A 20,633-nucleotide genomic window follows, 5' to 3' on the forward strand; every position below is an offset into this window, starting at 1 on the left:
CATCACGGTCGCCGACCTCGTCGGCCGGGGCCGCTACCCGCACCAGGGCCTGCTGCGCCAGTGGTCCGCCGAGGACGAGCGGCCGAGCCATAACAATGTGTCAACTCTACGCGTGTAGCGCGGAGTTGCCGCGCTAGCGTCGCCGACGCCTGCCACCTCCCCTATGCAGCCCCTTTCCCCGAGGAGAGTGCGCCATCAACGCGTCCAGCCCTCCCGCTGCCGTCGAACTGCGCGGCATCACCAAGCGCTTCCCCGGCGTCGTCGCCAACCGCGACATCGACATCACGGTCCGCACGGGCACCGTCCATGCCCTGTGCGGTGAAAACGGCGCCGGCAAGTCCACCCTGATGAAGATCCTCTACGGCATGCAGCAGCCGGACGAGGGCACCATCACGGTCAGCGGCGAACAGGTCGCCTTCCGCAACCCCGGCGACGCCATCGCCCGCGGCATCGGCATGGTGCACCAGCACTTCATGCTCGCCGACAACCTCACCGTCCTCGAGAACGTCGTCCTCGGCGCGGAGAAGCTGCACGGCATCGGGGGCAGGGCGCGCGCGAAGATCAGGCAGATCTCCGACGCGTACGGGCTGAACATCCGGCCCGACGTCCTCGTGGAGGACCTGGGCGTCGCCGACCGCCAGCGCGTGGAGATCCTCAAGGTCCTCTACCGCGGCGCCAAGACCCTCATCCTCGACGAGCCCACCGCCGTCCTCGTGCCGCAGGAGGTCGACGCGCTCTTCGACAACCTGCGCGAGCTGAAGGCCGAGGGCCTCACCGTCATCTTCATCTCCCACAAGCTGGGCGAGGTGCTCTCCGTCGCCGACGAGATCACCGTCATCCGGCGCGGTACCACCGTCGGCACGGCCGAACCGCGCTCGACCACGCCCAAGCAGCTCGCCGAGATGATGGTCGGCAGCGAACTGCCCACGCCCGAGACCGAGGAGTCCACCGTCACGGACGTCCCGATGCTCACGGTGCAGGGCCTGCACCTGACGCAGACGGACCTCGACGGCATCGAGCGGATCATCCTCGACGAGATCGGCCTCACCATCCACAAGGGCGAGGTCCTCGGCATCGCCGGTGTGGAGGGCAACGGCCAGTCCGAGCTGGTCGAGGCGATCATGGGCATGCGGCAGCCCGACGCCGGCGTCGTCACCCTCGACGGCACCGACATCTCCCGCACGCCCACCCGCAACCGCCGCGAGGCCGGCATCGGCTACATCCCCGAGGACCGCCACCGCCACGGCCTGCTCCTGGAAGCGCCGCTGTGGGAGAACCGCATCCTCGGCCACGTCACCGAGAGGCCCAACTCGCGCGGCGGACTGATCGACATCAAGGCGGCCCGCACCGACACCGAGCGGATCGTCGAGGCGTACGACGTCCGCACCCCCGGCATCGACGTGACCGCGGCCTCGCTGTCCGGCGGCAACCAGCAGAAGCTGATCGTCGGCCGCGAGATGAGCCACGACCCCAAGCTGCTCATCGCCGCCCACCCCACGCGCGGTGTGGACGTCGGCGCGCAGGCGGCCATCTGGGACTACATCCGCGAGGCCCGCCGCGAGGGCCTGGCCGTGCTGCTGATCTCCGCCGACCTCGACGAGCTGATCGGCCTGTCCGACACCCTGCGGGTGATGTACCGCGGCCGCCTGGTCGCCGACGCCGACCCCGCCACCATCACCCCCGAAGAGCTGGGCTCCGCCATGACGGGTGCGGCCACCGGCCACCTGGAGCACACAGAGGACGACGAGCGATGAAGAAGCTGACCTCACGGATCGACAAGGAGCGGCTGCTCCTCGGCCTCGCCGCGCCGGTGCTGGCGGTCGTCGCCGCGCTCGTCGTCACCGCCCTGGTGATCGCCGCGACCGGCAAGAACCCCGGCGACGCCTTCAGCGACATGATGACCTACGGCTTCGCCAGCGACAGCCAGGTCTACGTCCTGAACAAGGCGACGACGTACTACCTCGCGGGTGTCTCGGTGGCCATCGGCTTCCGGATGAACCTGTTCAACATCGGGGTCGACGGCCAGTACCGGCTCGCCGCCTTCATCGCCGCCGTCGTCGGCGGCGCGCTGACCGTGCCGGGCTGGCTCGCCATCCCGCTGATCCTGGTCTGCGCCATGGCGACCGGCGCCCTGTGGGCGGCCATCGCCGGCGTCCTCAAGGTGACCCGGGGTGTCAGCGAGGTCATCTCGACGATCATGCTGAACTCGATCGCCACCGCGATCATCGCCTATCTGCTCCAGCCCGGGAAGCTGGGCGAGCTCCAGCAGGGCGGCACCCTCGTCTCCACCAAGCCGCTGCCGTCGTCCTCGTTCTTCTTCAACATCGACACCGGCCCGGCCGGCGTCCTGGACGGCTTCATCGTCGTCGCGGTGGTCGTCGGTCTCGCGTACTGGTTCGTGCTGGGCCGCACCCGGTTCGGTTTCGACCTGCGCACCGTCGGCCAGTCCGAGAGCGCCGCCGCCGCGAGCGGTGTGTCGGTGAAGAAGATGATCGCGACCAGCATGATCATCTCCGGTGCCGTGGCCGGCCTGATCGGCATGCCCACGCTGCTGAACGAGAGCCACCAGTTCGACAACAGCTTCCCCGCGGGCATCGGCTTCACCGGCATCGCCATCGCCCTGCTCGGCCGCAACAACCCGGTCGGCATAGCGCTCGGTGCCCTGCTCTGGGGCTTCCTGGAGCGCACCACCAACCACCTGGAGTTCCAGGGCTACGACAAGGAGATCCTCGGCGTCATCCAGGGCGTCATCGTCCTCTGCGTCGTGATCGCCTACGAGGTCGTGCGCCGCTACGGCCTCAAGCGCCAGCAGCAGAAGGTCGGCGCCGAACTCGCCGCCCAGGCCGCCGCCGCGACGAAGAAGCAGGAGGTGGCGTGATGACCGCCACGATGACCGACGCGCCGCCGCCGGCGGCCCCCAAGGCGGGCAACGCCCCCAAGGGCTCCACCCGTTCCTTCGGCCAGATCCTGCTGATCGTCGCCGGGGCGCTGCTGCTCCTGGCCGCGGTCCGCATGATCACCGGCTCCAACTCGCTCGACTCCGCGGGCCAGGTCAGCGCCGCGCTCGGCCTCGCCGTGCCGATCGGCCTCGCCGGTCTCGCCGGTCTGTGGTCCGAGCGGGCCGGTGTGGTCAACATCGGCCTCGAGGGCATGATGATCCTCGGCACCTTCGGCGCCGGCTGGATCGGCTGGCAGACCAGCCCCTGGCTCGGCCTGCTGTGCGGCATCGGCTTCGGTGTCCTCGGCGGCCTGGTGCACGCCGTCGCCACCGTCACCTTCGGCGTCGACCACATCGTCTCCGGTGTCGCCGTCAACCTGCTCGCGCTCGGCGCCACCCAGTACCTGGCCAAGCTGTTCTTCGCCGGCGGCAAGGCGGCCGACGCGGGCGGCAACCCCAAGCAGTCCCCGCCCGTGGACTCGCTGCCGGACGTCACCCTGCCCGGCCTCTCCGACGGCCTCGCGTCGATCGAGAAGCACCACTGGTTCCTGGTCTCCGACCTCGCCGGCATCCTCGGCGGCCTGATCACCAACCTGTCGGTCGTGACGATCCTCGCCGTGCTGCTGTTCGTCGGCAGCTGGTGGCTGCTGTGGCGCACCCCGTTCGGCCTGCGGCTGCGCTCCTGCGGCGAGAACCCGACCGCCGCGGAGTCCCTCGGCGTCAACGTGTACAAGTACAAGTACGCGGCCGTGGCCGTCTCCGGCGGCCTCGCCGGCCTCGGCGGCGCCTTCCTCGCGCTGGTCACCTCGCACACCTACCTCGAGGGCCAGACCGGTGGCCGCGGTTACATCGGCCTCGCGGCGATGATCTTCGGCAACTGGCGTCCGGGCGGCCTGGCGATGGGCGCGGGCCTGTTCGGTTACTCCGACGCGCTGCAGCTGCGCAACGGCGGCGTCACCGTCCACGCGCTGCTCCTGCTGCTGGTCGTCCTGCTCGCGCTGCTGGGCGGATGGAAGATGTACAAGAAGGCCCACTGGCAGGGCGGGATCGCCCTCATGACGGCCGCGCTGGTCCTGGTCTGGTACCTGTTCACCGACGAGGTCCCGAGCGACTTCGTGGGCGCCACCCCGTACGTCGTCACCCTGCTGGTGCTGTCGCTGTCGGCGCAGCGCCTGCGGATGCCGAAGGCGGACGGCATGAGGTACCGGAAGGGCCAGGGCAAGTGACTCAGGAAGCCACCGCGTTCGACTGGGAGGCGCTGCGCGCCGAGGCACGGGAGGCCATGTCCCACGCCTACGCCCCCTATTCGGGCTACCCGGTCGGCGTGGCGGCCCTGGTCGACGACGGCCGCACGGTCACCGGCTGCAACGTGGAGAACGCCTCCTACGGTCTCGGCCTGTGCGCCGAGTGCGGCCTGGTCTCCCAGCTGCAGCGCACGGGCGGCGGCCGGCTCACGCACTTCACCTGCGTGGACGGCGAGGGCGCACTGCTCGTGCCGTGCGGCCGCTGCCGTCAGCTGCTGTACGAGTTCGGCGGCCCCGAGCTCCTCCTGGACACCCCCGCGGGCGTCCTGTCGCTGTCCGAGATGCTGCCCCAGGCCTTCGGCCCGGACCATCTCTCCAAGTAAGTCCCGTACGGCCCCCCTGCCCCGCTCGCAGGGGGGCCGTACACTTCGCACCTCCCGGAAGGAACCACTCCGCCATGGCCATGGACGCCATCTCCGTGATCCGCACCAAGCGGGACCGCGGCGAGCTGACCGACGCGCAGATCGACTGGGTCATCGACGCCTACACCCGCGGCGAGGTCGCCGACTACCAGATGGCCGCGCTCAACATGGCGATCCTGCTCAACGGCATGAACCGCCGTGAGATCGCCCGCTGGACGGCGGCCATGATCGCTTCCGGCGAGCGCATGGAGTTCTCCGGCCTGTCCCGCCCGACGGCCGACAAGCACTCCACGGGCGGCGTCGGCGACAAGATCACCCTGCCCCTGGCGCCGCTCGTGGCCGCCTGCGGGGCCGCGGTGCCGCAGCTCTCCGGCCGGGGCCTCGGCCACACCGGCGGCACCCTGGACAAGCTGGAGTCCATCCCGGGCTGGCGCGCGCTGCTGTCCAACGAGGAGATGCTGCACGTCCTCGACACGACCGGCGCGGTGATCTGCGCGGCGGGCGACGGCCTGGCCCCCGCCGACAAGAAGCTGTACGCGCTGCGCGACGTCACCGGCACGGTGGAGGCGATCCCGCTGATCGCCTCCTCGATCATGTCGAAGAAGATCGCCGAGGGCACGGGCTCGCTGGTGCTGGACGTCAAGGTCGGCACGGGCGCCTTCATGAAGACGATCGAGGACGCCCGTGAACTGGCCTCCACGATGGTCGGCCTCGGCACCGACCACGGCGTGAAGACGGTCGCGCTCCTGACGGACATGTCCACCCCGCTCGGCCTGACCGCGGGCAACGCCCTGGAGGTCCGCGAGTCGGTCGAGGTCCTGGCCGGCGGCGGCCCCGCCGACGTCGTGGAACTGACCGTCGCCCTGGCCCGCGAGATGCTCGACGCGGCCGGCATCAAGGACGCGGACCCGGCGAAGGCCCTGGCCGACGGTTCGGCGATGGACGTCTGGCGCCGGATGATCGCGGCCCAGGGCGGCGACCCGGACGCGGCGCTGCCCACGTCCCGCGAGCAGCACGTGGTGAAGGCCCCGTCCACCGGTGTCCTCACCCGCCTCGACGCCTACGACATCGGCATCGCCGCCTGGCGCCTGGGCGCCGGCCGGGCCCGCAAGGAGGACCCGGTGCAGGCGGGCGCCGGCGTCGAGATGCACGCCAAGCCGGGCGACACGGTCCAGGAGGGCCAGCCGCTCCTCACCCTCCACACGGACACCCCCGAACGCTTCGAGTACGCCCTGCAGGCGGTCGAGGGCGCGTACGACATCGCGGCCCCGGGCACCGACTTCCAGGCCACGCCGGTGGTGCTGGAACGCATCGCCTGACCTGCTGTTTCCTCTTTCGGGTGAACGGGACCGGTGGACCTCCGCCGGTCCCGTTCGGCATGCTGGGATCGGTGACGCACCGATAGGAGACCGCCGTGAGCGCACTCACCGTCAGCCAGGACCCCGACCAGAACTGGGACGACCTCGTCCGGTACTGGGAGGAGATGGAATGGCCCGAGGGCAGCAAGGTGGAGATCATCGAGGGGATCATCACCGTGTCACCCTCTCCCGCGTTCCGCCACAACGTCATCGCGGCCCGCATCCAGCGTCGCCTGTACTCCGTGATCCCCGAGGACTGGGAGATCTTCCAGACTCAGTCGATCGCCGTACCGTCGCGGCTGGGCATGCTCATCCCGGACCTGCTGGTGACGCCGGTGCGGGAGCGCCCGGAGACGGACTCCTACATCCCGGCCGCCCTCGCCGAACTCGTCGCCGAAGTGACCTCCAAGTCCAACGCCCGCCACGACCGCGTGAGCAAGGCCGCCGCCTACGCCACCGCGGGGATCCCGCTCTACCTCCTCGTCGACCGCTGGGCCCCCGGGGGGCCGACCACCACGCTCTACGGAGAGCCGAAGGGCGACGTCTACCGCGTCCTGAGCGCTGTGAAGTTCGGCGATCCCATCAAGCTCCCGGCGCCGTTCGACCTCACGATCGACACCGGCGAATTCCCCGTCGACTGACCTGGCGTCACCCCAGCACCGCCGCCACCCCCACCAGCACCGGTACCGACACCACCGTCGACAGCAGGATCGACTCGCGGGCCAGGGTCTCGGCCACGTGGTAGCGGCTGGCGTAGGTGAAGAGGTTCTGGGCGGACGGGAGGGCCGAGGTCACCACCACGTCCAGCAGGGGCGCGCCGTGCAGGCCGAAGACGCCGGCCGCCAGGGACCAGGCCACCAGCGGCTGGCCCAGTGACTTCAGCGCCACCGACAGCAGGACCGGGTGACGGTCCCGGCCCCGGCCGGGGGCCGCGCTGCCGTGCAACGACATGCCGAAGGCCAGCAGGGCCGCCGGGACGGACATGTTGCCGATCAGGGTGAGGGGGTTCATCAGGGGGCCGGGGACGTGTCCGCCCGCCGCCGACACCACCACCCCCGCCAGCGAACCCACCGCGATCGGGTTGCGCAGCGGCGTCAGCAGACGCCGCCACACCGTGCCCTTTTCGCCCATGCCCGACAGGTCCAGGACCGTCAGCGCGACCGGGGTCACCAGGACGACCTGGAACAGCAGCACCGGCGCGACCAGGGACGCGTCACCGAGGACGTACGCGGCGATCGGGATGCCGAGGTTGCCCGAGTTGACGTACCCGGAGCACAGCGCGCCGATGGTCGTACGGCCCACACTCCAGCGCCGTACCGCCGCGACGGCCACGAAGACCCCGCACACCGCGGCCGTACTCAGCGCCGTCACCAGCAGCCGGGCGGAGAAGAGGACCGAGAGGTCGGCGCGCGCGAGGGTCGTGAAGAGGAGCGCCGGACCGGCCACCGTGAAGGCCAGCCGGGTCAGCACCTCGCCGCCCTGCGCCCCGAGCGTCCCGCGCCGCCCGAGCACATAGCCCACCCCGATGACGACCGCGATCACCGCGAACCCGCTCAGTACCCCCGCCACGGATCCCACCCTCCGGGGAGGAGGCCGCGCAGGTCAATGTGATCTCTGCCGATGAGTTCCGCCCGGTCCGGCGGTCTACCCGCACGTGGATGCCAGGACCCCCGCCGTGCTCGTGCTGCGCGGCCCCGTCGCCCGGGACGAGGTGCCCGGGCTGTGCGCCGATGTCCGGGCCCTGCTGACGGGCGGCGGAGCCGCCGTCGTCGTCTGCGACGTCGGCGGGCTCGGACCGCCGGGACTCGCCGTCGTGGACCTGCTGGCCCGGCTGGAGCTCACCGCCCGCCGGGCCGGCGGGCGGATACGGCTACGGGACGCCGACCCGGCGCTACACGCCCTCCTCGACCTCGTCGGACTCCGCTTCCAGGTGGAGGGGCAGGTCGAAGAGGGGGAACCAGCGCTGGGTGTCGAGGAAACAGTGGAAACCGGTGATCCGGCCCTCTGAGATCTCCAGGACCTGCACCGCCCAGGGGCTGAAGCCGCCCTTCTCCGGGTCCGGCTTGTAGTGCGCGAAGCCCGGCAGCCCGTTGGCCCGCACCGGCAGCAGCCGGGAACCGGCGCAGGAGGCGCCGATCGTCGTCATGAAGCCGGTGATGTCGGCCGTGCCCCGCAGCCACAGGTCGAACGGCGGCATCGTCATGATGGCGTCCTCGTGGAGCAACGCCGTCAGTGCCGTCATGTCGTAGCCCTCGAAGGCCTTCACATAGCGCTCCAGGAGCTTTTGCTGCTCCTCGTCCAGCGGGTCGGACACCGCCCCCTCGGCGCCCTCGCCCTCGCGCTCGGCGAGCGTGGCCCGGGCCCGCTGCAGCGCGCTGTTGACCGACGCGACCGTGGTGTCCAGCAGCTCGGCCACCTCGCTCGCCCGCCAGGCCAGCACCTCGCGCAGGATCAGCACCGCCCGCTGCTTGGGCGGCAGTTGCTGGAGGGCCGCCATGAAGGCCAGCCGGATCGACTCCTTGGCGACCGCGGCCTCCGCCGGGTCCTGCGGCGTCGGCAGCACGCGCGCGTCGGGCATGGGCTCCAGCCAGGTGTTGTCCGGGCGGGGGGACAGGGCCGCCTGGGCGAGCGGGGTCGCGTCCGTCAGGTCCATCGGCCGGGCCCGCTTGCTGCCCGCCGTCAGCATGTCCAGGCACACGTTCGTCGCGATCCGGTACAGCCAGGAGCGCAGTGATGAACGGCCCTCGAACGAGGCGTGGCTGCGCCAGGCCCGCACCAGGGTGTCCTGCACCGCGTCCTCGGCCTCGAAGGAGGAGCCGAGCATCCGGTAGCAGTACCCGGTCAGTTCGGTCCGGTGCTTCTCCAGCGCGAGGTCCAGGTCCGCCGTCGCCGTGCTGTCGCCCATCGTCCACCCACCCCTGTGGCCGTTCTGTCCGCGCGCCTTCGCGCTCCAGCACTTGGGAAGCTACCGCAGCCCACTGACAATGGCCCCCCGAGCGCGAAAAAGCCCAGCTCGGATCGGTTGCTTTCCCGGCCTGAGCATCCCGGTGCGCGCGGCGACGCGCGCGGGGCCGGTTCCCGCGGACACACGTGCGGGGTACGGGCCCGCATGCCCGTACCCCGCACCCGCCCGTGGCACAGCCGCTCAGTGTGCCGGGACCGGCTCCCGCCGCGCCTGGACGCGGGCCGCCCGGGTGCCGAGGAGGGTGATCGTGACGACGCCGAGGACCGCGAGGACGCCGACGCCGACCGTGCCGGCCCAGCCGCCCGCGTGGAAGGCCGTCGCGCCGACCGTGCTGCCGACGCTGGAGCCGATGTAGTACGCCGACTGGTACAGCGCCGACGCCTGGGCGCGGCCGTGCGTGGCCGTCTTGCTGACCGCGGAGGAGGCGACCGCGTGCCCGGCGAAGAAGCCGGCCGTGATCAGCACCAGGCCCAGCAGCACCAGGGGCAGCGAGGCGGCCAGGGAGAGCAGCAGGCCCGCCGCCGTCGTCCCGCCCGCCAGGTACAGCGCGCCCCGGCGGCCGAGCCGGCCCACCAGCCGGCCGGCGGCGGACGCCGACACCGTGCCCACCAGGTAGACCAGGAAGATCGAGCCGACGATGCCCTGCGGCAGCCCGAACGGCGCACCCGTCAGCCGGTACCCGATCACCGTGTACACACCGCCGAACACCGTCATGAACAGCGCGCCGATCGCGTACAGACGGCGCAGCAGCGGGTCGGAGAGGTGGTCACGGACCGTGCCCAGCAGGTCCCGGGGCCGCAGGGAGCCCGCCGTGAAGTGCCGCGGGGCCGGCAGCAGCAGCCGGAAGGCGATCGCGCAGACGACCGCGATCACGCCGATCACGCCCACCGCGGTCCGCCAACCCCACTCCTGCGCCACCCAGCCGGTGATGACCCGGCCGCTCATGCCGCCGACGCTGTTGCCCGCGACGAACAGCCCGATCGCCGTGACCAGCGCCTTCGGCCGGACCTCCTCGGCCAGGTAGGCCTGCGCCGAGGCCGGCAGACCGGCCAGCGCCGCGCCCTGCACCGCCCGCAGCACCACCAGCGCGCCGATCGACGGCGCGAAGGGCACCAGCAGTCCGACGGCCACCGCGACGGCCAGCGAGGCCGTCATCACCGTGCGGCGGCCGAAGCGCTCCGACAGGGCGCTCATCGGCAGCACGAACAGCGCCAGTCCGCCGGTCGCGGCCGCCACGGTCCAGCTGGCCTCGCTCGCCGCCACCCCGAACTCGCCGGAGATCAGCGGCAGCAGGGCCTGCGTGGAGTACAGGAGGGCGAAGGTCGCGACGCCGGCGAGGAAGAGGGCGAAGCTCATCCGGCGGTAGCCGGGGCCGCCCGGAGTCATCCGGGTGTCGCACTCACGGGTGGAGCCGGGGGCGGAGGCGGAGTCGAGGGCGGGGACGGGCGTGACGGCGTCCACGGTGGTGGACGCCCCGGTACTGGCGGGAGACATGCTTCGACCGTAGGGACGCTCCCTCTGATCCGTCCAATGCATGGATTGGCCATAATCGTTCCCATGGCGCATCAGCAGAGGTCACAGGCGTGGCTGTCACCGTCCGGTGACACAGAAGACATGAGCGGGATGTCGAGGCTGCTCGCACCCCGCCTCGCCTACTTCGCCGGCGTGGCCCGCACCGAACACGTCACCCGGGCCGCCCACGAGATGAACGTCCCCCAGTCCACCCTGTCCCGGGCGATGGCCCGCCTGGAGCAGGACCTGGGCGTGGACCTGTTCGCCCGGCACGGCCGTACGGTCTCCCTGACCACCGCCGGCCGCACCTTCCTCGCCTCGGTCGAGCGCGCCCTCGCCGAGATCGAGCGGGCCGCCGAGGAGGTCCGCGCCGACGCCGACCCGGCCACCGGCAAGGTCGCCTTCGGCTTCCTGCACACCATGGGCGCCGAAACGGTACCCGGCCTGCTGCACGCCTTCCGCGCCGACCACCCGCGGGTCCGCTTCAGCCTGGTCCAGAACTACGGCGAGGCCATGCTGGAGCGGCTGCGCGCCGGCGAGCTGGACCTCTGCCTGACCTCCCCGGTGCCGGACGCGCCCGATCTGGTCGCCCGCCGCCTGGACGAGCAGAAGCTCCGCTTCGTCGTGCCGGCCGACCACCGGCTGGCGGCCCGCCGCCGCATCCGGCTGGCCGAGGCGGCCGAGGAAACCTTCGTCACCCTGGAGCCGGGCTACGGACTGCGCCGCATCTTCGACACCCTGTGCCACGAGGCGGGCTTCCGGCCACGGGTGGCCTTCGAGGGCGAGGAGGCGGAGACGCTGCGCGGCCTGGTGGCGGCCGGTCTCGGGGTCGCCCTGCTGCCGCCGCCGACGGTGCCTCGCCCGGGCGTGGTGGAGCTGACGGTCACCGCCCCCCGGGCGGTCCGCGAGATCGGCGTCGCCTGGCTGGCCGACCGCCCGGACACACCCCCGGTGGCGGCCTTCAAGAAGTTCCTGCTGTCCCGCCGGGGGAACCTGCTGCCCGCCTGAGCGGAACACCGCGGCTACCGGGACGGTCAGTCGGCGCACTCGGGGCAGTCGGTCGGCGGCGGCTCGGGGAACGTCCTGTTGCCGTCCAGCCAGTCCGTCAGCCACTGCGCCGGGGTGAACCGCTCCGGGAAGAAACAGTGCAGCTCGCAGCGGGCGTTGGGCTCCCACCCCGACCGTGTCACCTGCCCGTCGGCCCGCCTACCGTCTCAGCGACCGGCCGAACCCCGCCGCCAGCGGCATCCGCAGGCCGATCGGTGGCGGTGCGGCCAGCGCGTCCTCCACGGGGCGCGACACCGTGTGGCCGAACAGCGCCCCCATCACGAAGTCCTTCGACAGGCAGAGCACTTCGTCCCGATATCCGTGCAACCCGTGGCCGTCGGAGTGCACTTCGAACCGGCACACCTCCCGGTTCGCCTTCTTCGCCCGCGCGGCGAACCGGAACGACAGCTCGGGATCGGTCCGCTCGTCGTTCGTGCCGTGCACGATCAGCACCCGCCGTCCCGCCAGCTGCTTCACCGGCTCGGCGGGGGCGGCGACGTCCTCCTCGGGCAGCCAGGGAGCCAGCGCGACGACCGAGTTCACCGCCTCGTGCCCGCCCGCCCGCAGCGCCGCGCGCCCGCCCATGCCCACACCGGCCAGGCACACGGGCACGTCCCCGTACCGGCGTACGACCTCGTCCGCGGCCCACTCGGCGTCCCCGGCGAGATGCGCCTCGCTGCCGTTCCAGCCCCGGAAGCGGTAGTGGACGGTGTGCACGGCCAGCCCCTCCTCCCGGCCCGCGCGGGCGAGGCGGCGGCCCAGCGAGCGCACCGAGGCCGTCGCCCACACGGAGGACGGCCGGCGGGCGGACACCTCCTCCCCGCCGGGGAGCAGCAGCACCGCTCCGCTGACCGACGTCGGCTCCGGGCCGACTGCCTTTCCCAGCCTGGCCGTTCGCACCGGCGTCGCTTGCTGTCCCATGACAGAACAGTGTCAGAAGGAGCGGTGTGCCAAACCCGTGCGCGCGGTCACCGTTGCGTATCGACGGAAAAGTCCGGCCACGAAATCCCGCGTGCTCTACGCGCGTAGGCGTTACAGTGCGGAAATGACGAGCCAGACTGCACCTACGGGGACCGTCCAGGCGACCGCCCCGGCGAACGTCCCGGCGCACGTCCCCGCGCCGGACCAGATCCGCCGGGCGCCCAAGGTTCTGCTGCACGATCATCTCGACGGCGGACTCCGCCCCCGCACCGTCGTCGAACTCGCCCGCGAGAGCGGTTACTCGGACCTCCCCGAGACCGACCCGGAGAAGCTGGGCATCTGGTTCCACGAGGCCGCCGACTCCGGCTCGCTGGAACGGTACCTGGAGACCTTCCGGCACACCGTCGGCGTGATGCAGACCCGGCAGGCCCTGGTCCGGGTCGCCCGGGAGTGCGCCGAGGACCTCGCCGCGGACGGGGTCGTCTACGCGGAGGTGCGGTACGCGCCCGAACAGCACCTGGAGGGCGGGCTCGGCCTCGAGGAGGTCGTGCAGGCCGTCAACGAGGGGTTCCGGGAGGGCGAGCGGCTCGCCCGGGAGAGCGGCCGGCGGATCCGGGTCGGCGCGCTGCTGACCGCCATGCGGCACGCGGCCCGCTCCCTGGAGATCGCCGAACTCGCCAACGGCCACCGCGACCGCGGTGTCGTCGGCTTCGACATCGCCGGTGCCGAGGCCGGCTACCCGCCCACCCGGCACCTCGACGCCTTCGAGTACCTGAAGCGGGAGAACAACCACTTCACCATCCACGCCGGAGAGGCCTTCGGACTGCCGTCCATCTGGCAGGCGCTGCAGTGGTGCGGCGCCGACCGGCTCGGGCACGGGGTGCGGATCATCGACGACATCGAGGTCGGCGAGGACGGCTCGGTGCGGCTCGGCCGGCTGGCGTCGTACGTCCGGGACAAGCGGATCCCGCTGGAGCTGTGCCCCAGCTCCAACCTGCAGACGGGGGCCGCGTCCTCCTACGCCGAGCACCCGATCGGGCTGCTGCGCCGGCTGCACTTCCGGGCCACCGTGAACACCGACAACCGGCTGATGTCGCACACGAGTATGAGCGCGGAATTCGAGCACCTTGTCGAGGCATTCGGTTACACGCTCGACGATCTGCAGTGGTTCTCCGTCAATGCGATGAAATCAGCGTTCATTCCTTTCGATGAACGACTCGCGATGATCAATGACGTCATCAAGCCCGGGTATGCCGAGCTGAAATCCGAATGGCTGTTCCGGCAGACGGCTTCCACCAGCGGTTCTTCCGGATCGGAAGGGTAGCGGCGACGCACGGCCGGGTACGGAATGCGGACGCGCTTTCACAAGGCGTCCGCATTTCGATGTTTGCGGCGGGTGGCCGGCCGTGTTTACGGTCGTGGACCGCTCGGATCGTTTGTGATCACCTGTCTCCGCAATTCAAGGACGCATTCACCATGAAGCAGTCTGCTGCCAAGACCCTGGGTGTCGCCGCCCTCGGTGCCGCCATCGCCGCCGTCGGTGCGGGCGCCGCCAACGCGGCCACGGCCGTGCCGGACGCCGGCCAGGCCACCCAGGCCCTGGACGGCGTCACCCGGACGCTGCCGGCCGAGAGCGTCGCCAAGGCGCTGCCGGGTGCCGGCGAGGCGCTCGCCCAGGGGCAGGGTGCCGTGGGTTCCGGGCTCGCCGCCGCTCAGCCCTCCGTCGGGCAGGTGCTCGCAGGCGGGCCGACCGCGCCGGTCAAGGGCCTGCTCGGCGGCCTGCCGCTGCAGAACACCGGGCTGCCCACGCACGGGGTGCCGGTGAACGGGATCCCGCTCGGCTGACACCGTCCGCCGCACGAGACGCCACTGGGGCGCCCCGGAACCCTCCGGAAGCGCCCCGGTGGCGTCTCGTGCGTGACGCCTGCTCACCAGGCGGTGCGGGCCTTGTCCTCGGACGGCAGCAGGATCCACAGCGCTATGTACACCAGGAACTGCGGGCCGGGCAGCAGGCAGGAGAGCAGGAAGATCACCCGCATCGTCGTCGCGGAGGTGCCGAAGCGCCGGGCCAGCGCGGCGCACACTCCGCCGATCACGCGGCCGTGGGTGGGACGGGCAAGGGCGGTCATGTCGGGCTCCTCCGTGGTGGTCCGTTCCGGCTGTCTTCCATCTGACGTCCACGGTACGGAGACGAAGGGGACGAAGCGTCGCTCTACGGGGCGATCCCGACCCTGGGAATCGTCGGGGTACGCCCCTGAGACAGCTCCTCCTGCACGGTGCGCCGCCCGGCCCCGGCCCCCTCCCGCTCCTCACGCCGCCGCAGCCGGGCGCGGCCCGCCGGTACGACGGCCAGGTGGGCCAGCAGGACGCCCGTGGTGTTGAGCAGCACCGAGTCGACGTCCACGACCCTGCCCGGGACCCCGGTCTGCAGCAGGGCGATGCCCAGGGATACGAGGGCGCCGGCGGCGGCCGTACGCAGGAGGGAGGAGATCGCGGAGACGGCGAGCCTGCCGTGCGCCGTCGGCAGCAGCACGCCCAGCGGGGCGAGCAGCGCGAGTCCCTCACCGAGGGGCTTGGCGGCGGCCGGCCAGCCCAGGGCCAGATCGGCCCGGATGCCGGCCAGCGGGTGCACGTTGGGCGGCAGCACCCAGGGCACGTCCAGGGGGCGCAGCATCAGCCAGGCGACGAGGGTGAGGTGGGCGAGGAGGAGGACGCCTCCGGTCACCCGGATGCGGATCGCGGCGCTGCCGCCGAGGGAGCCTTGACGCTGCACGCCCCCCTAGACGCAACTGCGGTCACGAACGGTTCCGGGAGGGAGGTTTCCCGGGCGCCGGTGTCCGCGGACACGGCTGCCCGCCGTCACCGGACTACTTGTCCGCGACCTCGCTCGACGGCGGCTGGGTGTTGCCGGGGCGGTCACGGACGGCGTCCGTGCACTCGTAGCGGCGCAGCGCGGTCCGGCCGGGACCGCCCAGGATGACCGAGCCGTCGCCCTCCGTCGCCGCCGAGTCGGAGAGGGTGCAGACCAACTGGGCCAGGGCGTAGGAGGTGAGGCGGTCCGGGGCGGTGCTCAGGCGCAGCGCGTCCTCGGGGTCCTTGGGTCCCGGCCCGGCCACGCTCAGGCCGCCCGGCACGTACGTCGTGTAGCCCGCGGAGCGCTCCGCGGACGACGGCGACGCGGCGAGCTGGTCCAGCAGGCCCTGCGCCACGATGACCCGGCGCCGGGCGTCGGGCGTGCCCTCCGCGACCGGCACGGTCCGGTCGACGGTCACCAGGGACGCCCCGCACAGCAGGAAGACCTGCACGGGCACCCCGTGCGAGGGCTGCGTGGCCACGTCGGGCCCGGTCAGTGAGCAGGGCACGCGCGAGGGTGCCGCCCCGAAGTCGGTCGGCACCTCCGTGGCCCGGATGCCGCACCCGGTGAGCAGCGCGCCCAGGAGGGGCAGCGCCAGCAGGCGTCGTACGTTCATGACCCCTCCTTTCCCGAACCGTCGTCGTCGGTCTTGTCGTCGTTCTTCGTCCCGTCCCGCTCGGCCTCGCCCGCCTCCTCCGTCAGCCGCGAGGCGTCCCGGGGCAGGCGCAGTGTGAACACCGCTCCGCCCTCGGGGGAGTTGGCCGCGGTGATCTCACCGCCGTGGATGTGGGCGTTCTCCAGGGCGATGGACAGGCCCAGTCCGCTGCCCTCGGAGCGGGGACGGGAGGCGCTCGCCTTGTAGAAGCGGTCGAAGACGTGCGGGAGGACGTCCTCCGGGATGCCAGGACCGTGGTCACGGACGCGGATCACCACGTCGTCGTCGGCCAGGCTCACCGACACCCGCACCGGCGAGCCGCCGTGCTTGAGGGCGTTGCCGATCAGGTTGGCCAGGATGACGTCCAGGCGGCGCGGGTCGAGGAGGGCGTGGATGCCCCGCTCGGCGTCCAGCTCCACCGCGTCCAGCCACGCCCGGGCGTCGATGCAGGCGGTGATCTGGTCGGCGAGCTCGACGTCGTCCAGGACCAGCCGGGCGGTGCCCGCGTCGAAACGGGTGACCTCCATCAGGTTCTCGACCAGGTCGTTCAGCCGCCGGGTCTCGCTGACCACCAGCCGGACCGCCGGTTCGATCATCGGGTCGATGCTCCCCGACTCGAACTCCAGCTCCTCCTCCAGCACCTCCGTCACCGCGGTGATGGCGGTGAGCGGCGTCCGCAGCTCATGGCTCATGTCGGCGACGAACCGGCGGGACGCCTCGTCCCGCGCGGCCATCTCCGCGACCCGCTGCTCCAGCGCCTCGGCCGCGTTGTTGAACGTCCGCGACAGATCGGCGAGTTCGTCCGTGCCCGACACCCGCAGCCGGGTGTCCAGCCTGCCCTCGCCCAGCCGTCGGGCGGCCACGCCCAGCCGGTGCACCGGCTTCAGCACGGTCGTGGCGGCGGCCTGGGCGAGCAGCGCGGCCCCGATCAGCGCGAGACCGGTGGCGATCCCCAGCGACCAGGCCAGCGAGTTCAGGTCCTTCTCCTCCGGCTCCAGGGACTTCGCCATGTAACCGGTCGGACCGCCGCCGATCACCCGCGTCCCCGCCACCAGATACGGCGTGCCGTGGTCCACGACCCGCTGCCAGTACAGGTGGTACGGCTCCTCGTTGGAGTCGCTCACCTTCTGCTGCCGGTTCACCGCCGTACGCAGCGACTTGGGCACGTCCTCCAGGGCGAAGCCGTTGATGCCGCCCGAGTTGCCGTACACCGTCCGGCCGTTGGTGTCCTGGCCGACGAGCAGCACGCTGAAGCGCTGGCTGCTGCCGGCCATCTGCCCGGCGGTGCGCTGCAGTTCGTCCTGGGTGGGATGCACCGGCAGCGCGCCCGCGCGGTTCTGCATCTCCTGCCGGAAGTCACGCAGCACGGCGTCCTGGGCGCGGGTGAGCACCGCCTCCCGGTTGAGCCAGTAGGCGATGCCCGACGCCGACACCGCGGCGGTGAGCGCGACCAGCGCGAAGACCACGACCAGGCGCAGCCGCAGGCTCGTGAACCTGAGCCGCGACAGACTTCCCCTGCGCCCCGCGGCCCAGCCGCGCAGCCCCCCTTGCGTACCGGTCACTGAGGGGCGTCCAGGCGGTAGCCGACACCACGGACGGTACGGATCAGGGTCGGGGACGAGGGCACGTCCTCGACCTTCGCGCGCAGCCGCTGCACGCACGCGTCCACCAGGCGCGAGTCGCCCAGGTAGTCGTGCTCCCAGACCAGCCGCAGCAACTGCTGCCGGGACAGCGCCTGGCCGGGCCGCCGGCTCAGCTCCAGCAGCAGCCTGAGCTCGGTCGGGGTCAGCTGGAGGTCCTCGCCGTTCTTCGTCACGGTCATCGCCGAGCGGTCGATGACCACGTTGCCGAAGGTCGCCGAATCACTGGACTCGCGCTCCCCGCGGCGCAGCACGGCCCGGATCCGGGCGTCCAGCACCCGGCCCTGGACGGGTTTGACGACGTAGTCGTCGGCTCCCGACTCCAGCCCGACCACCACGTCGATGTCATCGCTGCGCGCGGTCAGCAGGATGATCGGCAACTGGTCGGTGCGCCGGATGCGCCGGCACACCTCGAACCCGTCGATGCCGGGCAGCATGACATCCAGCACGATCAGGTCCGGGCGCTGCTCGCGCAGCAGCTTCAGACCGTCCTCGCCGCTGGCAGCGGTGGCCACCCGGTGTCCCTGGCGCGTCAGTGAGAGCTCCAGGGCCGTGCGGATGGCGTCGTCGTCCTCGATCAGCAACAGGGAAGGCACGCGCTCATTCTGGCCCATGGACGCGGTCTCGGACGACCTGTCCGCCCCAGACTCTCCCCACCGCCACCACCTGTGCACCAGCTGTGACGACACCGGCCGTGACCCCTGTGACAGGTCTGTGACAGTCGGCGGACACGGCCATGAAGGTCACTCGGCAAGCTTTTCGGCACGGGCGGGGAAGAGACGCCGAGCAAGACCGAATCACCGGAAGTCCACGACGGGGAGCGCGAGATGAACACGCTGCACAGCATCAGCACCAGCGCAGTGGTCACGCGTCTGCACGACGTGCACCGGGGTTCCGAGAAGTCCGGTGCCGTGAGCGGGCGGGGGTGCGCTCGCGGTACCGGGCGTCAGCACCCGGCGTACATGTCGGTGGTTGACGCGCACACGGGGGAAACGCACGGGGGAGCCGCGTACGGGGAGGACTCGGGGGAGCAGCGCCGTTCGCTGTCGGAGGCGGAGTTCACCGCCTACGTCCAGGAGCGCCGCGCCTCCCTGTACGCCACCGCCTACCACCTGACCGGTGACCGCTTCGAGGCCGAGGACCTGCTGCAGAGCGCGCTGTTCTCGACGTACCGGGCCTGGGAGCGGATCAGCGACAAGGCGGCGGTCGGCGGATACCTCCGCCGCACCATGACGAACCTGCACATCAGCGCCTGGCGGCGCCGCAAGCTCAACGAGTACCCGACCGAGGAACTGCCGGAGACGCCCGGCGAGACGGACGCGATGCGCGGCACCGAACTGCGCGCGGTCCTGTGGCAGGCGCTCGCCCGGCTGCCCGAACTCCAGCGGACGATGCTGGTCCTGCGTTACTACGAGGGCCGCACCGACCCGGAGATCGCGGACATCCTCGGCATCAGTGTCGGCACGGTGAAGTCCAGCATCTGGCGGTCGCTCCGCCGGCTGCGCGAGGACGAGGCCCTCAGCTTCGGCCGTGACGAGGAGGACGCCTTCGGCGAACTGGTCGCCTGAGGTCAGGGGTCGCTGGGGGGCGACCCGAGGGGGGACACGGGGGACGACGGGGGGCCACCGGGGGTGGGCCCCACGGGGGAGCCGGGGGGGGAAGTGGGGGAACGGGGGTAACAAGGGGGGAACACGGGGGAGCAACAGAGCGGGACTGGAGGACCGGGGGGTCCGTCCAGTCCCGCTTTTCCGTATGTCCCGAGGCCCCGCTTCCGTACGCCCCTACGCCGGCGTCTGCTGCCGGGTCCGACACCCCGCCGCCGCTGCCGCCAGCCGGCTCAGCGCCTCGTCACGGTCGCAGGCGTGCGCGCCCAGGGACACCTGGCGGGTGACGATGGAACGCTCCGTGCGCATCAGCCGCCAGCCGCGGCGCAGCAGGAACGGCACCGACTTGCGGCCCTCCCGCAGATCCCGCAGGAAGCGCCGCCGGAACGTGGTGACCGGACCCCGGCTCAGACACAGCGCGTCCGCCAGCACGCCCCGCTCACGGCAGCGTTCGACGATCTCCGCCGCGAAGATGCCCTCCGCGATGAACAGCGGGGTACGGCCGATGTGCAGCGTCTCCTCGCCGGTACGGGCGCTCAGCGAGAGGTCGTACACCGGCACCGGCGTCGATCCCGTGGCGCACAGCCGGGCGATGGCCTCGACCGCCACGTCCGCGTCCCAGGACTCCGGGTGGTCCCAGTCGATGTCCGAACTCCCCTCCACCAGGGGCAGCGTCGGGTCGCCGGCTTCCTTGTAGAAGTCGTCCAGGCGCAGCACGGGGAGCCCGGAGCGGGCGGCGACGAGGGACTTGCCCGAGCCCGAGGGGCCGCACAGCAGCACGACACGGGCGGGGGACGGGGGATGAATGCTCACGGAACACCAGTTTGACCTATGGGGGGCCGCCTGCCGACCCCGCGGGTCGGCTTTTGAGCGTGACTCCCGCCTCAACTACCCTACGTGTCGTCCGCATTACCCTGCGCACCAGAAGGTGGCACCGCAATGGCCCGACACACCTCCTCCCAGCACCCCACCGCGCAGCGCGCCCTGATCGCCCTCGCGACCGCCGGAGCGGCCCTGGGCGCGGGCGCGGCGACGGCACACGCGGACCCCGCGGCCTCGCTCGTCGACGTCCCCTGGCGGCCCACCTCGCTCGGCAGGATCGACCCGCAGGCGGGCCTGACGGCCCTCACCTCCGGCGTCGGCTACGTCACCGGCCCGGTCGCCGGCCTCAAGCCCAACCCGCTGGCGGGCACGGGCGTGGACCCCCTGGACAACGGCGTCGGCACTCAGGTGGCCGACTTCAAGCCGGTCGGCTCCCGGATGCTGACGGGCCCGGTGGCCGAGGCCCGGTCGCTCGAGGCGGTACCGGTGGTGGGGCAGGTCCTGGGGACGCTGACCCACTGAAAGGGTGCGCGGCCGTGCCCGGTACGCGACGCCGCGCGGGCGCGACCGATACTCGTCCTCCCTGCACCGCGGGCAGGCGGTGCCGGACGGTGCCCACTGGCACGGTTCGCCGGCGCAGCCCACGCAGAC

23 protein-coding genes and 1 pseudogene are annotated in these 20,633 nt (G+C 71.9%); 13 read left to right on the plus strand and 11 right to left on the minus strand.

The genetic code is table 11. The annotated features are described in order from the left end of the window. The 7 genes and pseudogenes from AB0N17_RS42695 to AB0N17_RS42725 form a co-directional block, all read left to right on the plus strand. Nucleotides 1-82, plus strand: a pseudogene (locus AB0N17_RS42695) (ABC transporter ATP-binding protein); the annotation flags it as partial. Between the two features lie 145 nt (nucleotides 83-227). Beyond that, nucleotides 228-1,754 (plus strand): ABC transporter ATP-binding protein, encoded by a 1,527-nt coding sequence (locus AB0N17_RS42700; protein ID WP_366017113.1) that lies wholly within the window; start codon nucleotides 228-230, stop codon nucleotides 1,752-1,754. Beyond that, the gene (locus AB0N17_RS42705; RefSeq protein ID WP_366017092.1) at nucleotides 1,751-2,878 is read left to right on the plus strand and encodes an ABC transporter permease; all 1,128 of its coding nucleotides are present in this window, start codon (nucleotides 1,751-1,753) and stop codon (nucleotides 2,876-2,878) included. The genes AB0N17_RS42700 and AB0N17_RS42705 overlap by 4 nt, the downstream gene beginning before the upstream one ends. Continuing rightward, nucleotides 2,878-4,164: an ABC transporter permease gene (locus tag AB0N17_RS42710; RefSeq protein WP_366017093.1), complete on the plus strand. Its 1,287-nt coding sequence runs from the start codon at nucleotides 2,878-2,880 to the stop codon at nucleotides 4,162-4,164. Before AB0N17_RS42705 ends, AB0N17_RS42710 begins: the two co-directional genes overlap by 1 nt. Continuing rightward, nucleotides 4,161-4,565, plus strand: coding sequence for a cytidine deaminase (locus AB0N17_RS42715; protein ID WP_366017094.1), 405 nt, complete (start codon nucleotides 4,161-4,163; stop codon nucleotides 4,563-4,565). Before AB0N17_RS42710 ends, AB0N17_RS42715 begins: the two co-directional genes overlap by 4 nt. Before the next feature lie 74 nt (nucleotides 4,566-4,639). Further along, nucleotides 4,640-5,923 (plus strand): thymidine phosphorylase, encoded by a 1,284-nt coding sequence (locus AB0N17_RS42720; protein WP_366017095.1) that lies wholly within the window; start codon nucleotides 4,640-4,642, stop codon nucleotides 5,921-5,923. Nucleotides 5,924-6,018: 95 nt separating this feature from the next. Further along, a complete protein-coding gene (locus AB0N17_RS42725) occupies nucleotides 6,019-6,603 on the plus strand; it encodes a Uma2 family endonuclease (protein ID WP_366017096.1) in 585 nt (194 codons plus the stop codon). Nucleotides 6,604-6,610: 7 nt separating this feature from the next. On the opposite strand, the gene AB0N17_RS42730 is transcribed toward AB0N17_RS42725, so the two are convergent. After that, nucleotides 6,611-7,531 carry an AEC family transporter gene (locus AB0N17_RS42730; RefSeq protein WP_366017097.1) on the minus strand — a complete coding sequence of 307 codons (921 nt, stop codon included), beginning with the start codon at nucleotides 7,529-7,531 and terminating at the stop codon, nucleotides 6,611-6,613. Between the two features lie 85 nt (nucleotides 7,532-7,616). Here AB0N17_RS42730 and AB0N17_RS42735 point away from each other — a divergent pair, with 85 nt between their 5' ends. Beyond that, nucleotides 7,617-7,970, plus strand: a complete 354-nt coding sequence (locus tag AB0N17_RS42735) for an STAS domain-containing protein (protein WP_366017098.1) — start codon at nucleotides 7,617-7,619, stop codon at nucleotides 7,968-7,970. Here the strand turns inward: AB0N17_RS42735 and AB0N17_RS42740 are convergent. Together AB0N17_RS42740 and AB0N17_RS42745 are read right to left on the minus strand one after the other, a co-directional pair. Further along, nucleotides 7,854-8,867: a sigma-70 family RNA polymerase sigma factor gene (locus tag AB0N17_RS42740; protein ID WP_366017099.1), complete on the minus strand. Its 1,014-nt coding sequence runs from the start codon at nucleotides 8,865-8,867 to the stop codon at nucleotides 7,854-7,856. The genes AB0N17_RS42735 and AB0N17_RS42740 overlap by 117 nt on opposite strands. A gap of 240 nt (nucleotides 8,868-9,107) precedes the next feature. Then, nucleotides 9,108-10,421: an MFS transporter gene (locus AB0N17_RS42745; protein WP_366017100.1), complete on the minus strand. Its 1,314-nt coding sequence runs from the start codon at nucleotides 10,419-10,421 to the stop codon at nucleotides 9,108-9,110. A gap of 63 nt (nucleotides 10,422-10,484) precedes the next feature. On the opposite strand from AB0N17_RS42745, the gene AB0N17_RS42750 reads away from it, so the two are divergent. Next, nucleotides 10,485-11,447: a LysR family transcriptional regulator gene (locus AB0N17_RS42750; RefSeq protein WP_366017101.1), complete on the plus strand. Its 963-nt coding sequence runs from the start codon at nucleotides 10,485-10,487 to the stop codon at nucleotides 11,445-11,447. A gap of 26 nt (nucleotides 11,448-11,473) precedes the next feature. On the opposite strand, the gene AB0N17_RS42755 is transcribed toward AB0N17_RS42750, so the two are convergent. Next, complete coding sequence (locus AB0N17_RS42755; RefSeq protein ID WP_366017102.1) at nucleotides 11,474-11,629, minus strand: hypothetical protein; 156 nt, start codon at nucleotides 11,627-11,629, stop codon at nucleotides 11,474-11,476. A 16-nt stretch (nucleotides 11,630-11,645) separates the two neighbouring features. Then, nucleotides 11,646-12,407 carry an alpha/beta hydrolase gene (locus AB0N17_RS42760; RefSeq protein ID WP_366017103.1) on the minus strand — a complete coding sequence of 254 codons (762 nt, stop codon included), beginning with the start codon at nucleotides 12,405-12,407 and terminating at the stop codon, nucleotides 11,646-11,648. 124 nt (nucleotides 12,408-12,531) lie between these two features. Here AB0N17_RS42760 and AB0N17_RS42765 point away from each other — a divergent pair, with 124 nt between their 5' ends. Together AB0N17_RS42765 and AB0N17_RS42770 are read left to right on the plus strand one after the other, a co-directional pair. Further along, the gene (locus AB0N17_RS42765) at nucleotides 12,532-13,731 is read left to right on the plus strand and encodes an adenosine deaminase (RefSeq protein ID WP_366017104.1); all 1,200 of its coding nucleotides are present in this window, start codon (nucleotides 12,532-12,534) and stop codon (nucleotides 13,729-13,731) included. A 152-nt stretch (nucleotides 13,732-13,883) separates the two neighbouring features. Beyond that, complete coding sequence (locus AB0N17_RS42770) at nucleotides 13,884-14,252, plus strand: ATP-binding protein (RefSeq protein ID WP_366017105.1); 369 nt, start codon at nucleotides 13,884-13,886, stop codon at nucleotides 14,250-14,252. A gap of 83 nt (nucleotides 14,253-14,335) precedes the next feature. Here the strand turns inward: AB0N17_RS42770 and AB0N17_RS42775 are convergent, their stop codons facing one another. The 5 genes from AB0N17_RS42775 to afsQ1 all read right to left on the minus strand — a co-directional run bounded on the left by AB0N17_RS42775 (nucleotide 14,336) and on the right by afsQ1 (nucleotide 18,152). Further along, nucleotides 14,336-14,536: a PspC domain-containing protein gene (locus AB0N17_RS42775; RefSeq protein WP_366017106.1), complete on the minus strand. Its 201-nt coding sequence runs from the start codon at nucleotides 14,534-14,536 to the stop codon at nucleotides 14,336-14,338. 83 nt (nucleotides 14,537-14,619) lie between these two features. Beyond that, entirely contained in the window at nucleotides 14,620-15,180 is a 561-nt protein-coding gene (locus AB0N17_RS42780) for a VanZ family protein (protein ID WP_366017107.1), read from the minus strand. A 94-nt stretch (nucleotides 15,181-15,274) separates the two neighbouring features. After that, nucleotides 15,275-15,877 (minus strand): hypothetical protein, encoded by a 603-nt coding sequence (locus AB0N17_RS42785; RefSeq protein WP_366017108.1) that lies wholly within the window; start codon nucleotides 15,875-15,877, stop codon nucleotides 15,275-15,277. Then, entirely contained in the window at nucleotides 15,874-17,478 is a 1,605-nt protein-coding gene (locus tag AB0N17_RS42790) for a HAMP domain-containing sensor histidine kinase (protein ID WP_366017109.1), read from the minus strand. Before AB0N17_RS42790 ends, AB0N17_RS42785 begins: the two co-directional genes overlap by 4 nt. Next, nucleotides 17,475-18,152, minus strand: a complete 678-nt coding sequence (gene afsQ1, locus AB0N17_RS42795; RefSeq protein WP_026248263.1) for a two-component system response regulator AfsQ1 — start codon at nucleotides 18,150-18,152, stop codon at nucleotides 17,475-17,477. Before afsQ1 ends, AB0N17_RS42790 begins: the two co-directional genes overlap by 4 nt. Before the next feature lie 231 nt (nucleotides 18,153-18,383). On the opposite strand from afsQ1, the gene AB0N17_RS42800 reads away from it, so the two are divergent. Next, nucleotides 18,384-19,124 carry a SigE family RNA polymerase sigma factor gene (locus AB0N17_RS42800; protein ID WP_366017110.1) on the plus strand — a complete coding sequence of 247 codons (741 nt, stop codon included), beginning with the start codon at nucleotides 18,384-18,386 and terminating at the stop codon, nucleotides 19,122-19,124. 213 nt (nucleotides 19,125-19,337) lie between these two features. Here the strand turns inward: AB0N17_RS42800 and AB0N17_RS42805 are convergent, their stop codons facing one another. Then, entirely contained in the window at nucleotides 19,338-19,973 is a 636-nt protein-coding gene (locus AB0N17_RS42805) for a uridine kinase (protein WP_366017111.1), read from the minus strand. Nucleotides 19,974-20,099: 126 nt separating this feature from the next. On the opposite strand from AB0N17_RS42805, the gene AB0N17_RS42810 reads away from it, so the two are divergent. Further along, nucleotides 20,100-20,504: a hypothetical protein gene (locus AB0N17_RS42810; RefSeq protein WP_366017112.1), complete on the plus strand. Its 405-nt coding sequence runs from the start codon at nucleotides 20,100-20,102 to the stop codon at nucleotides 20,502-20,504. Nucleotides 20,505-20,633 lie beyond the last annotated feature (129 nt).

The organism is Streptomyces sp. NPDC051133 (assembly GCF_040682635.1).
In the GTDB taxonomy this organism is placed as follows: Bacteria; Actinomycetota; Actinomycetes; order Streptomycetales; family Streptomycetaceae; genus Streptomyces.

What these genes read in the sequence shown, in the direction of transcription:
- AB0N17_RS42740 (WP_366017099.1), bottom strand. Translation starts at nt 8,867, where the DNA reads ATGGGCGACAGCACGGCGACGGCGGACCTGGACCTCGCGCTGGAGAAG.
- AB0N17_RS42705 (WP_366017092.1), top strand. Translation starts at nt 1,751, where the DNA reads ATGAAGAAGCTGACCTCACGGATCGACAAGGAGCGGCTGCTCCTCGGC.
- AB0N17_RS42745 (WP_366017100.1), bottom strand. Translation starts at nt 10,421, where the DNA reads ATGTCTCCCGCCAGTACCGGGGCGTCCACCACCGTGGACGCCGTCACG.
- AB0N17_RS42785 (WP_366017108.1), bottom strand. Translation starts at nt 15,877, where the DNA reads ATGAACGTACGACGCCTGCTGGCGCTGCCCCTCCTGGGCGCGCTGCTC.
- AB0N17_RS42810 (WP_366017112.1), top strand. Translation starts at nt 20,100, where the DNA reads ATGGCCCGACACACCTCCTCCCAGCACCCCACCGCGCAGCGCGCCCTG.
- AB0N17_RS42760 (WP_366017103.1), bottom strand. Translation starts at nt 12,407, where the DNA reads ATGGGACAGCAAGCGACGCCGGTGCGAACGGCCAGGCTGGGAAAGGCA.
- AB0N17_RS42765 (WP_366017104.1), top strand. Translation starts at nt 12,532, where the DNA reads ATGACGAGCCAGACTGCACCTACGGGGACCGTCCAGGCGACCGCCCCG.
- AB0N17_RS42800 (WP_366017110.1), top strand. Translation starts at nt 18,384, where the DNA reads ATGAACACGCTGCACAGCATCAGCACCAGCGCAGTGGTCACGCGTCTG.
- AB0N17_RS42775 (WP_366017106.1), bottom strand. Translation starts at nt 14,536, where the DNA reads ATGACCGCCCTTGCCCGTCCCACCCACGGCCGCGTGATCGGCGGAGTG.
- AB0N17_RS42750 (WP_366017101.1), top strand. Translation starts at nt 10,485, where the DNA reads ATGGCGCATCAGCAGAGGTCACAGGCGTGGCTGTCACCGTCCGGTGAC.
- AB0N17_RS42720 (WP_366017095.1), top strand. Translation starts at nt 4,640, where the DNA reads ATGGCCATGGACGCCATCTCCGTGATCCGCACCAAGCGGGACCGCGGC.
- AB0N17_RS42710 (WP_366017093.1), top strand. Translation starts at nt 2,878, where the DNA reads ATGACCGCCACGATGACCGACGCGCCGCCGCCGGCGGCCCCCAAGGCG.
- AB0N17_RS42770 (WP_366017105.1), top strand. Translation starts at nt 13,884, where the DNA reads ATGAAGCAGTCTGCTGCCAAGACCCTGGGTGTCGCCGCCCTCGGTGCC.